8 protein-coding genes are annotated in these 12,974 nt (G+C 39.7%); 3 read left to right on the forward strand and 5 right to left on the reverse strand.

Going from position 1 to position 12,974, the window contains the following annotated elements; all coding sequences use genetic code 11:
• Nucleotides 1-102: 102 nt before the first annotated feature.
• The 3 genes from KUI_RS00860 (at nt 103) to KUI_RS00870 (ending at nt 7,433) form a co-directional block, all read left to right on the forward strand.
• Nucleotides 103-819, forward strand: coding sequence for a metal ABC transporter ATP-binding protein (locus KUI_RS00860; RefSeq protein ID WP_014840081.1), 717 nt, complete (start codon nt 103-105; stop codon nt 817-819).
• Nucleotides 820-1,680: a metal ABC transporter permease gene (locus tag KUI_RS00865; protein ID WP_013521946.1), complete on the forward strand. Its 861-nt coding sequence runs from the start codon at nt 820-822 to the stop codon at nt 1,678-1,680.
• A gap of 170 nt (nt 1,681-1,850) precedes the next feature.
• Nucleotides 1,851-7,433: an autotransporter outer membrane beta-barrel domain-containing protein gene (locus tag KUI_RS00870; RefSeq protein WP_081482424.1), complete on the forward strand. Its 5,583-nt coding sequence runs from the start codon at nt 1,851-1,853 to the stop codon at nt 7,431-7,433.
• A 40-nt stretch (nt 7,434-7,473) separates the two neighbouring features.
• On the opposite strand, the gene xerC is transcribed toward KUI_RS00870, so the two are convergent.
• Genes xerC through gatA form a run of 5 tightly spaced genes read right to left on the reverse strand, consistent with a single transcriptional unit; the run spans nt 7,474 to nt 12,967 of the window.
• The gene (gene xerC, locus KUI_RS00875; protein WP_014840083.1) at nt 7,474-8,421 is read right to left on the reverse strand and encodes a tyrosine recombinase XerC; all 948 of its coding nucleotides are present in this window, start codon (nt 8,419-8,421) and stop codon (nt 7,474-7,476) included.
• Nucleotides 8,422-8,423: 2 nt separating this feature from the next.
• Nucleotides 8,424-9,104: a DUF484 family protein gene (locus tag KUI_RS00880; RefSeq protein ID WP_014840084.1), complete on the reverse strand. Its 681-nt coding sequence runs from the start codon at nt 9,102-9,104 to the stop codon at nt 8,424-8,426.
• Nucleotides 9,097-10,005 (reverse strand): diaminopimelate epimerase, encoded by a 909-nt coding sequence (gene dapF / locus KUI_RS00885; protein ID WP_014840085.1) that lies wholly within the window; start codon nt 10,003-10,005, stop codon nt 9,097-9,099. Before dapF ends, KUI_RS00880 begins: the two co-directional genes overlap by 8 nt.
• Nucleotides 10,002-11,456, reverse strand: coding sequence for an Asp-tRNA(Asn)/Glu-tRNA(Gln) amidotransferase subunit GatB (gatB, locus tag KUI_RS00890; protein ID WP_013521951.1), 1,455 nt, complete (start codon nt 11,454-11,456; stop codon nt 10,002-10,004). Before gatB ends, dapF begins: the two co-directional genes overlap by 4 nt.
• Entirely contained in the window at nt 11,456-12,967 is a 1,512-nt protein-coding gene (gene gatA / locus KUI_RS00895) for an Asp-tRNA(Asn)/Glu-tRNA(Gln) amidotransferase subunit GatA (RefSeq protein WP_013521952.1), read from the reverse strand. The genes gatB and gatA overlap by 1 nt, the downstream gene beginning before the upstream one ends.
• Between the last annotated feature and the right edge of the window lie 7 nt (nt 12,968-12,974).

The raw sequence follows: 12,974 nt of genomic DNA on the forward strand, positions 1-12,974 counted from the left end.
ATTAAGCTTACTTACTTCCTCTGCCCTTAGTAGGTTAGTCATGGTTTTGGTGTTATTGGCGGTTTTGTGGGTTATAGCTTTCAATCTGCTTGAGTGGTAGTTATGGACGCTATTAGGTTATCTCATGTAACCCTCTATCATCCGCATCATACGCATTCACCTATATTATCGGATATTACGGGAGAGTTTCAAGCAGGGTCTCTCACTGCGGTATATGGGCCTAACGGCGCCGGAAAGACCATGCTGATGAAAACTTTGGCTGGGCTCATTAAGCCTGACCAAGGATGCGTTGACTACGCCCCTTCTCTCCATCGTGATGTGAGTTTTGTGCCACAGATTAATCACATCGATAGGGGCTTTGCAATCACTGTGGCCGACTTTGTGGCACTGGGAGCAGGATACCGCGTAGGTCTCTTCAGTCGCTTTAGAGATGAAGAACTCAGATTGATTGAGCATTCTCTCGAGCGAGTCGGTTTACACAGTAGGTCAAACTGCCTTATATCTGAGCTCTCTGGTGGTCAGATGCAGCGCTTACTTATTGCCAGACTAATTCTTCGTAATCCTCAAGTTGTACTTCTAGATGAGCCTTTCTCTGCTATAGATATTGATGCACTTCCTAATTTAATGGAAGTGTTGCTCGAATTTGTAGAAGCTGGAAAAACTGTTATCGTCGTTTCGCACGATCAGAATCAAATTCGTACGTATTTTCCTCAGACACTATTACTGTCAGGGCGTGTGGTTTATTGGGGTGACACGGAAACCGCACTTAATTCTGATAATCTATATCGTGCACGCGAGCTAGCATTAAAGGGGTTTTAGGTGTACGAGTTTTTTATAGAGCCATTTATCGTCGATTTGACTATGTCGTATGCATTGGTCGCAGGGCTATTTCTGTGCATTTCTGCGAGTATGTTGGGCGTATTTTTGGTTATACGACGTATGAGCTTGGTTGCAGATGCTATGTCGCACGCTTTGCTACCAGGTGTGGCTATTGGGATGATGTTGGCCGGGTCCACTTCGCTTGTAGTTCTCGCAGGAGGTGTGATTGCGGGTCTCATAGTGGCCATCGGTGCGGGTGTGATTATGCGAAACACCCACTTAAAAGAGGATGCCAGTTTCGCTACTACGTATATCCTATCTCTGTCTTTAGGTATGATTTTAGTTGGCAATGATGGACACGAGCTTTCGCATATTCTGTTCGGTTCGATTTATAACATCGCAGATATAGATATTTGGGTTATTTTAATTGTGTCTAGTGTAACTATGATATTGCTAGCACTTTTTTACCGTCCTATAGTTATGGAGTGCTTAGATCCATTATTTATGCGTATGGATGGTGGTTTGGGTCGTTTTACTCATATTCTTTTTCTTGTAATGCTTGCGTTTAATTTGGTAGCTGGGTACAAAGTATTGGGTACGCTCCTAGTTGTTAGCGTTATGCTTTTACCTGCTATAACTTCTACTTTTATAACCCGAAGTCTAGAGAAGCAAATATTACTGTCATCTTTGATTTCTATCCTGATTTTATACTTTGGTTTAGTTATAGCATATAACTTCAATCTACCACCTTCAGCTATTATTGCACTTCTTGGCGGTGTATGCTATCTATTAGCCCTATTTTTCGGCTCTCAGAAGGGTATACTTCGTAGAACTAGTAAAATTCAGGCTTCCCCAGTTTAAATTTTTTTCATCTCCTATAAAATTACCCCGATTTAAGTCGGGGCTTTTTTTACATTTTTATGACAAATATTACAGAAAAAAACCTTACTTTTTACATAAAACTGTAATATTTCAGATTATTATTATTTTCCCAAAATTGTAATTGTTTTGACTTTTTTAAGGTTTCATTAATGAATAAAATTTTTAAAGTTGTGTTCAATAAGTCGTTGTCGACTTATGTCGCCGTGAGCGAATTAGCAAAAGGGAAAAGTAAAAGCTCGAAGACCAAGACTTCAGCTTTAGTGGCAACGGGACTTCTATCGTTGGCGGGAGTTGCTAGTGGTATTGATGTAGAGTTAAGTGTTACACCATTAACACCCAATGGCGTAAGTGATTCATTAGTTAACGCTGGTTTTGAAGCTGTGCCTGTAAATGATGAAAATATACTTCCAAATAGTAATCGATTTTTAACAAAAGATGGGTTGCCAGGTAGGCAAATTCTTGAGGATGTGCCTTTTCAAAATGAACAAATCCAAGAGTATCGTACCTTCAGTGAGTATTTCAATAAGAAAATTTCACTAGAAAGAAATTTCGATAAAGATGCAAAAGTTGATTTATCAAAAGATATATTAGGATTTTATGAAAGACATCCAATAGCAAAAAAAATCGTAAGTCAAGACAACCATAAAGGAGCTATTTTACATTTGGATAAAAACCCTAAAGGCGTTGACGGTGATAATAAAACATTATATTTGTATGTTCTGCCAAATGAAGTGATAAATCTTGATGCTAATAAAACTAGGTATGTACAAGGTTTAATCATGAAACAGAAAGAATTAAAAGACTTTAAGTTAGTAAATTTTGGAAAATTTACTATCGAACCTACTGACTACTTAGGTTTTGATGAATCAAAGAAAAACAGGAATGTATTACTTCAAGTCCTAGGTTATGGGGCAAAATTTAAAGGCAACATCAAATCAAATGGAAATATTTCAAGTGTATTTGTATTCGATTACGGTAATTTAGAAGGAAATGCTACGCTTGATTCATTAACAAATGATATTAGAATTGCTGGCAGTTCTGAGTTAAATGGTGAACTAGATATTTCTAATAAAACATTTTTGACTATTAGTGAAAATAGTTCATTACTTGGAGATGTAATAGGCAAAAAGGGAACCTCATTAGTTTTAAAAGCTACTAAATCGTACCATTATGGAAAAATTAAATTGGTGAGTGATCTAAACACATATGATAAAAATAGTCTCCAATTTAGATATGGTTCTTACCAGGAAGGAGATATAACTTTATCTAATTCAATGGCTAAGGAAAAAGACTACAACGATGAGATTGTTCTAGACACAAATTCCTATATTCTTGGCAATATTAATTTAGGTAATGGAAGAAACAAAATTAGCTCGCTTCTTAAATTAAACTTAGGGACAGCTATTGTCAATTCTGCAATTATTGGGGATATTACTGGAGGAGAAAATAATGAAATCTACAGTAATTCCTATCAAGATAACATATCGTTGGAAAACACTGACATAAAAGGTGATATAGATCTTAAAAACTCTAGTAATTTACTTGATCTAAGCTACTTTAGTAGCCTTGATGGTAACTATACTGGCGGGCTTGATGATGATACTCTTAAATTTAGTAATTGGACATCCGTAAACAAAAATAAATCCAACAGCACCATAAAATTAAATAATGGAATCAATAGTCTAGAAATTAAAAATTATTCAAAAGTATTTGCTAATTATGAAGGTGGTGTAAATTCGGATTTTATAGGGCTGGATAATCATTCATCATTCGAAGGATCAATCAGTTTAGGTGATGCCCAGGCAACTTCTATCGCTGATATCCTAAATAAAAACATTGTCTATTTAGATAAAAACAGTATTATCCGTGGAAATATCCAAGCAGGTAGTGGTAAAGACTTGGTTGCTGTGCAATCTTCCGCAATTATTGGTGATGTAAATCTTAATGATGGTGAAAATCAAGTCATATTGTCTGGTTCTGAGCTAGAGGATTCGCAAATAGATATACCTCTTGGTCTTAACACAGAAAAATACACAAAACCATTTGGATTCTTAACATATGATGATGTTAAATACGGTTCCCTGTTGAAAGGCAATTTAACAACTGGATCTGGAAATGATTCTTTAATAGTGTCCGTTGGTGAGGTTCAAGGTAGTGTTAATCTAGGGGCAGGTAACAATAAAATTATCCTCCAAGGGGGCAATGCCACTGGTCAAAATCGAAAAACCCAAGAATTTATATCAAAATTCTTCACCTCCAAAATCACGGGAGCCATCACAACTGGTGAGGGCAATGATTCACTTGCAATTAAAGATGCAGAAATCGGCGGCGATATAAATCTAGGCAACGGATCTAACTCAATTACACTATCAAAAAATAGTGTAACTAAGGGTAATATCACAACTGGTTCTGGTGATGACACCATTAATATTTACACTAAATCTCAAAACAAAATCATCTCAACAGGTGCTGGGGATGATATTGTCAGAGTTGTTGGTACTCCAGAGAGTATCAAAGAATCTGTACTTACAAGTGTAGATGGCGGTGATGGTTACGATATATTCGATGTTTCTAAATCAGGTCACGTTTCGCTAAAAGCAGAAAATGCTATCTCTAATATCGAGTCCATATACATTAGTGGTAATTCATCGCTTGTATTAAATGGTCCTGCAGATATCAAACTTGCAACCTCAGAAGACAAAGCAGAATCTGGAACAGACGTTACTATTGATAGTGGCTCTTCTTTAGTTATCAATCACAACGAAGCATCCGCAGACTATAACTTAGGCTACAACTTGATGGGTGATGGTCTTCTAAAACTAGACCTTAACAATCACAAGTTAAATATTTCTGGTGGTGATCAATCTGAATTCGCAGGTTCAGTGGAACTATCTCGTGGTCAACTTGAGCACAACGAAAAAGTTAAAGAACTTCTAACTCAGGCATCTCTATCTCTAAAAGAGGGTGGTGTGCTTAATGCTGCTCATGCTGTCCAAGCAAGTAAGCAAGATAGAGTAGCCAGGTCCGCAGATGAAGAGCCTTCCGTAATCAAAAGTCTAACTCTAGACGGCGGTGCTTTGCATTTAGCTAAACACACACCTGTTGGTCAAAACCCAAACAACTCGCTAAAAGTCAAAGACCTAATCGTCAAACCTAAAGCTGGCAATGAATTTGGCAACGGCTATATCGTTGTAGATAGCTTTAATAAATACGACAACAGCATTGCCAACCGCAATAACAAGCAAGGGCTTCTATCTCAAGACGAAGGCGAGTTCGTTGCGAATCTAGTCGAGGCTTCTGGCAAAGTTGAAGGCAACGGCCTTAAATTAGAAATCCGCAAGGATATGAATAACTCATCCGATGCAGTTCATAAAACTGATATCGTTCAAGGGGATGAAGTAGTTGCACGTGCAAACTTCGGCTACAAAGCACGCATTGACGATGGTACGGACAACAAAAAACCTAAAGGTATCAATGCGGTTTACGGTCTAAAAGAAATTGAACTTCTTGATGGTAAACAACTTGATCTCGTAGTTGATGGCGACGGGGCAGGCACAAAATCTGACCTATCTGCAAAACTTACAGGCAAAGGTGGAATCTCAATCAACAAGGAAGGCACAGACACCACTGTTCTTAGCCTATCAAATCCTAACAACGATTTCACAGGATCAACTACAGTTCTTAAAGGCACTTTACTTGCAAAAGGTTCAAACGTACTTGGTAGCGAACAAAGTCACACCAAAACGCTTAAACTTGCAGAAAATACGAAACTCAAACTTGCAGATAAAGCCAAAATTTTCGTTGGCAATATCGACCAGGCAGCCTCATCAAAACTTGATATTGGCAATGGTATGCTAAACATCGCTCACGACGGCGAAACAAAAGAGTCTACAATTAAAGCTAACTCTTTAATTTCCTCTGCTGATGCTGGGGTTGTTCTGTATGCAGGTCAAACAACATTCGAAGGACCTCAAGATGCGTACAAAGGTACAACGACAATCCGTAATAAAGCACACGCAAGCATTGCCGACGTGAAGGCCTTGGGTACTGGTGCAGTGGACATTCATGAAAAAGGTAACCTAAACCTAAATTTTGCTGAAGCTGCTACATTTGCAAATCAGGTTAAAGGGAACGGTACTATAACTAAGTTCGGCAAAGGTGCACTAACACTAAATCCAAGCGAGCGTTCAAGTGCATTTGAGGGCGTGATTAATCTGTCTGACGGCAGCTTAATTGCAGGTACAGCTGCATCACCATTGGCATTGAACGCTAAGGAAATCAATGTTCTTCAAGGTAAAACACTGCAAGCGGTTGGTAGCCTTAAAGGTAGCCTAAATAATGCTGGTATCGTTCAAATAGGCGATAACAATACTCCAGGCGACACCTACACTGTTGGTAGTTACGATGGTGCCGAAGGATCTGAATTACAACTAAGTGCAGAATGGAAAAATTCAGGTGAATTTAAATCCGACATGCTTGTAGTCAAGGGCATTGCCACAGGTAAAACTTTGGTCAAAGCAGGTGCTGACAACATTATTAAAGGTGATGTTAAGCAAGGAAGTGTAGATAAGTTTTCTTCCGATGTTATTACTGTAGGGGCAGAGCACGGCGAACCAGTATTCTTTGGAGAGGCGGAGACTGACGGTGCGTTCAAGGCAGACCTAGTTAAGGAAGGTAACAACTATCGTTGGAAAATTGGTGCTAAGCTAAATCCAGTAACTCCAACATTTATTGCTGGTAAATTAGCAAGTATTAACAATGCCTTCGATAGCGTTGGTACGTTAAGTGAGCGTGTTTCAGCACAGCGTCATTCCATGAATTATGGGGGCAATATTTTTGGAAGAATCTCCCATGGAAATGCTAAATTCACTAGCCTACGTGGGGATGAGTATAAGTTCAAAAATTCGCAAATTCAGTTGGGTGTAGGCTTGCTTACAAGTCATGGAAAAGACCATTCTAAAACTGAAGTTGGTTTATTGGCTTCATACGGCAAAAACGACGTAGATGTATATGATGGAGAGACAGGCTCTAACTCATTGATGAAGTTCAAGGGTATAGGCAAAAATATAGCTAAGACTTTCTCTAAAAAGAAAGCTAAGGCTAAAGAAAGTGAGGTCGCTACCGTTGATACAAAATCAAAAGCTAAGAAAGTTGGATCAATCGATTCTAATGTTATTAGCCTTGGTTTATATACAACTGGCTATTTAGCTAACGGTGCGTACTACGACTTTGTTGCCCAAGTTAATAAAGTTGATAACAAATACAAAACATCCGATAACTATAAATCATCTCAAAAAGGATTGGTTGGCTTGCTATCAGCGGAAGTTGGTCATTCATTCCCATTGGGCGATTCAAGTTGGTCAGCTACACCACAGCTACAGCTAGTGGGTCAATACATGAAATTGGATGGGTTCCAACACTCTATTCGCAAGGTTGAAGCATCTAAAGACTTCAGTCTAAGAGGTAGAGTTGGCTTGAGCATTGCCCATAAAAATGATTTCTACATTAGTGCAAATGTTCTTGGAGATTTGAAAAAACCTGAAGGTATTAAAGTTGGCAAAGATACTGTTAAAGAATCTTTCAATAAATACTGGGGTGAAGTTGGTGTTGGCGGACAGCTAAGCCTAAGCAAATCTTCAGCCATTTATGCTGATGCTAAATTTACCAAAAACTTTAGCGGAGAAAACCGCAGTGGTTATAAAGGTAATGTTGGCCTCAAATATAGTTGGTAGCACTGCTTGATAACTTTGCTTAGTAGCACGAAAACCTCGATTAATTTCGAGGTTTTTTTTTCGCCCTTGGGTGTGCTTTGTCGTAGGCTTCAGATAGGTGTTGAAAATCTAAACGCGTATAAAGTTGAGTGGTAGAAATTTTTGAGTGACCTAGCAAATCCTGCACTGCACGCAAGTCTTGAGATGATTGCAGGATATGGCTTGCAAAACTATGTCTAAGTACGTGAGGGTGTATGTTTGATGGGATATTTGTTTTTAAGGCTAGTTTTTTAAGCTGAAGTTGTACAACACGAGTTGAGATGCGTTTACCCTGAGCCCCTAAAAATAAGGCACACTTATCGGATGCTGATGTTTTGGGTCCTTCTAGCTCAATTCTTCGGTTAAGCCAATGCAATATAGCCTCTTCGGCTTTTTCACCCAAAGGCACGATTCTAGGTTTATTGCCCTTACCAATCACCGTTAATTCATGATTATTAATATCCAACCACCCCTTAGATACATGATCTTGGCTTTTATGATACTCAATGTCCAAATTCACAAGTTCCGAAAGTCGCAAACCACTTGAATACAAAAGTTCAAACATAGCTTGATCACGGGCGTGTACAGCGGAATTGTCGTCCGTTTGTAGGCCAACATCTAGCAACAGCTTTGCTTCATCTGCAGTCAATGCCTTTGGCAATGGACGTGCAACTTTAGGAGCCTTTATCCCTAAAGTTGGATTGATATCTAACTCGTATTTCAAAGAATACCATTTATAAAAATTTCTCCAACTGGATAAAATTCGAGTTAGCGATCTAGGATTAAAATCTCGTGAATGCAAGGTGGCAATGGCCTGTCTCACATCCATATTATTTAATTTGCTAAGGTCTTTTTCGGGAAAAATGTCAATAAGATGTTGTAGGTCACGTTTATAAGCAGCGACTGTATGAGGTGATGAGTTTTTCTCCGTCACTAAACTCTGTAGCCACTGCTCAACGTATTTGGACATATCTAAACTGGAGTTAATTCAGGAAATTCTTCGTCTTCATCTTGATTGAAGCGGGATAGAGCTGCTACAACCAAATCGTGAATCATCTGTAAAAATGTAGTACCCATCTCATCGCTAAAATGAGAAACACTGCGATGAGAAAATCCTAATATGCCTACTACTTTATCTTCAAGTCGTAGTGGTATCAATGCATAACTTCCTGACTCTGCAGACCACCATTCTTTAACGCTATCAAGAACGAGACTACCTAAGTATGGCTTTTCGAGACCCTGAGCCCAGTTTTGAACTTCTTCGTTTTTATAGCTATAAGGATGATTATCGTTAATAATATCCCAAAGTTTTAATTCAACATTTAGTTCTGGAAAAACTTTTTGCAATCCAGTATGAATCACAAGTGGCAATTGATGTGGATTTTTTTCTGCAACAAGCTGCACGCACCACTCCAAAATACTGTCGTTAATCAACTTATTGTCATCTGCGACGGTTGCTAAAACCTCTAAACCATCTTCAAGAATTTTATTGCGAGTCCTAAGCGTATCAATTTGCTTTTCAAGTAGTGATATCGTCCCAGTTCCGTGAGGATTGGGTACTTTCATGGAAATAAAAATATCCTCATACTCAATAAAAAACTCAGGATTTTCAGATAGAAAATTAGCTATTTCGTGAGCTTTTTGTTCATTCATTTTTCAATACCTCTATAGGAACATCTGATAGGAGTTTATCGATATCAATAACTCCTTCAAACACAGTAGTCGCAGGACCTCTCATAATAACAGCTTCGCCATCGTAGCTTATTTCAATAGAGCCACCACGCATATTAACTTTAACTGGACTTTTTAAAAGACCTCGTCGGATACCCGAGACAACGGCCGCACAAGCTCCAGTCCCACAGGCAAAAGTCTCTCCAGCACCTCTTTCATAAACTCTAAGATTAATTTCGTTTTCAGAGATGATTTGCATAAAACCAGCATTTATGCGGTTTGCGAAGTATGGGTGTGATTCGATTAGAGGACCTTGAGAGCTAACTGGAGCAGTATACACATCAGGAACAATCTGGACTGCATGAGGATTTGCCATGCTTACAAGAGAAATTTCTATCACGCTTCCATTTGATAGTGGCAATGCCCACACTTGAGCCTGGTTTTCATTTTTAAAACTTATACCTTCGCTATCAAACCCTACATCTGAGGCTTTAAATGTAGGGCAACCCATATCCACGGTTACAGTTTTGTCTTCGTTTCTATAAAGCTCTATAGTTCCAGTTGCAATTTCAGCTTTAATTGGATTACGTCCAGATAGATGTTTATCATGTATAAACTGGACAAAGCAACGGGCACCATTGCCACAATTTTCAACTTCGGATCCGTCAGAATTAAATATGCGATATTTGAAGTCGGCTTCGGGGTGGGTTGGGTTTTCCACTAACAAAACTTGATCTGCACCTATTCCAAATTGTCTGTGGGCAATTGCACGAATAATTTCAGAGTCGACATTTATAAAATTACTCACACCGTCAAGAACGACAAAGTCATTTCCGATGCCGTGCATTTTAGTGAACTGCCAGACTCTATGTTTGCCCATCATTTTAGTTTTTCTAGTAGAACTTCATTAACTTGAGCTGGATTCGCTTTGCCTTTGGCTACCTTCATAACTTTACCTACTAAAGAATTGAAGGCTTTTTGTTTTCCTGCTTTGTATTCCGCAACAATTTCCGCATTTTCCGCTAAAACTTCATCAATCATAGCCCCAATAGCACTGCTATCATTTATCTGTTTTAATCCTTTGGCTTCTATTATGGCATCAGGGTCGCCCCCATTTTCGCCAGACCACATAGATTGGAAGACATCTTTTGCGATTTTGCTTGATATGGTTTTATCTTCAATTCTTTTAATCAAAGATGCCATATGTTCAATTGAGATTGGGCTTTGATTAAAACTTAACTCGTCGCGATTTAAACTTGCAGAAATATCACCCATAATCCAGTTAGCAACTAGTTGTGCATTCTGAACACCTGCTAGAGCCAAAAGCTTTTCAAAATAATCGGCCATCTCACGTGTTTGAGTAAGTTGTGCACAATGATAATCCGATAGACCATAATCCTTGCTATATCTATCTCTTCTGGCTTGTGGAAGTTCTGGCATTTGGGTGCGAACCTTCTGAATCCATGCATCATCGATATGTAGAGGCGGAAGATCGGGACACGGAAAGTACCTGTAATCATGGGCATCTTCTTTTGTGCGCATGCTTCTAGTCTCATCCTTAATATCATCGTAAAGTCGAGTTTCCTGTATTACCTTACCGCCATCTTCTATAAGTTCAATTTGTCTTCGAGCTTCATACTGAATGGCTTTTTCCATGAATTTAAATGAATTTAAATTTTTAATTTCTGTTCGTGTACCAAATTCAGTTGACCCCTTAGGACGTACTGAAATATTTACGTCGCAGCGGAATGAGCCTTCTTGCATATTGCCATCGCAAACGCCAAGCCAAACGACCAAACTATGCAAGGCACGTGCATATGCCACAGCTTCAGCAGCTGAACGTATCTCAGGCTCAGTAACGATTTCAAGTAAAGGTGTGCCAGTGCGATTTAAGTCTATACCTGAGGACTTCTCGCCCAATGGTCCTTCAAAATCTTCGTGTAGTGATTTGCCCGCATCCTCTTCTAAATGTGCACGTGTCAAATTGACGGTATGCTCAGTCTCATCAACAAAAAATCTAACCTTTCCGCCCACAACAGTAGGATCTTCATATTGCGATGTTTGATAATTTTTAGGAAGGTCAGGGTAGAAATAGTGCTTGCGAGCAAAAATAGAAATAGGGGCAATCTTCGCGTCGACGGCTATACCAAAGGCTATCGCCCGCTCGACCGCTCCATAATTCATAACTGGCAATGTCCCAGGCAAGGCCATATCAACTGCATTTGCTTGCGTATTTGGCTCGGCCCCAAATGCCGTACTACTGCCAGAAAAAATTTTAGATTTAGTCGAAAGTTGTGCGTGGGTTTCTAAACCGATAACAATTTCCCATTCCATTATGCAACCTCCAACTCTTTCAAATGCCAATCAGTGTGAAGCTGATACACATGACCAAGTGCCAACAATGCCCCCTCATCAAAATGCTTGCCGACTATCTGCAGTCCAATTGGGCGACGACCCTCAGTGCCACCAAACCCGCACGGAATGGACATCCCAGGCAAACCAGCTAAACTAACACCGAGCGTATAAATATCAGCTAACCAATCAGCAGTCACATCATCTGAATTTTCGCCAATGTTTTTCGCAACTGTCGGCGTAACAGGACCAACTATAAAATCACACTCTTCTTTAAGTACACGATCGAAGTCTTGTGCAAGCAACCTGCGCACTCTTTGAGCTTGCAAATAGTAGGCATCATAATATCCATGTGACAACACATAAGTACCGACCATAATTCGTCTTTGTACTTCAGGACCAAACCCTTCAGAACGCGAACGTGACATCATCTGCTCAATACCCTGATAGTTAGAGCTTCTGTGACCATATCGAACACCATCATAGCGCGACAGATTACTTGATGCCTCTGCGGGAGCAATTACATAATAAGCAGGAATCGCATATTTTGTACGTGGCAATGACACCTCAACCCGCCTAGCTCCTAATTCAACAAATTTTTCGATAGCAGCCTCAGTAGCAGCTTTAACTTCATCAGACAAACCCTCAGCAAAGTATTCTTTTGGAACACCTATGCGAACACCGCTTAAAGGCTTTTCTTTATTTGAATTAAATTTAGATAGACTGGCTTGAAAGTCTGATTTTACGCGACCTTGAGCGTTTTTAGAGACCCCGCAAACCTCTAATGAAGTTGAGTCCTTAGGATCAAACCCAGACATCACATCTAACATTTCTACTAAATCTTCGCATGTATGAGCAATCGGACCAGCCTGATCGAGACTAGAAGCGAACGCAATCATACCGTAACGCGAAACAGAACCGTAAGTTGGCTTAATGCCCGATACCCCACAAAGTGCAGAAGGTTGACGTACAGAACCGCCAGTGTCAGTGCCCGTAGTGGCACATACTATTCCCGCGGCTACGGCAGCTGCAGAGCCACCAGAAGAACCGCCTGGAACGGCATTTATGTCCCATGGGTTTTTGCAAGGGCCGAAAGCAGAGTTTTTATTGCCCGAGCCCATAGCAAATTCATCGCAATTAAGTTTTCCAATATTTACTGCTCCAGCTGAAAGCAGGTGCTCTACAACCGTAGCATCGAATGGGCTTACATAGTTTGAGAGCATCTTACTAGAAGCAGTAGTTCGCCAACCCTTAGTCACAAAAACATCCTTATGTGCGATTGGAATCCCAGTCAAAATCGAATGGTTACCTTTGGCAATAAGTTCATCCGCAACCTTCGCCTGTGCGAGAGTTAAGTCGTGATCTATATGAAGAAATGCGTTTAGATGTGAAAGTTTTTCAGCTTTTTCGAGGCATAGCTTAGCAAGCTCTAAAGCACTAACTTCCTTGTTATCCAGTGCTTTACGCACTGAATGAATTGATTTTAATTGCATGAAAATT

It is taken from the genome of Taylorella equigenitalis ATCC 35865, assembly GCF_000276685.1.
GTDB classification, from domain to species: Bacteria; Pseudomonadota; Gammaproteobacteria; order Burkholderiales; family Burkholderiaceae_B; genus Taylorella; species Taylorella equigenitalis.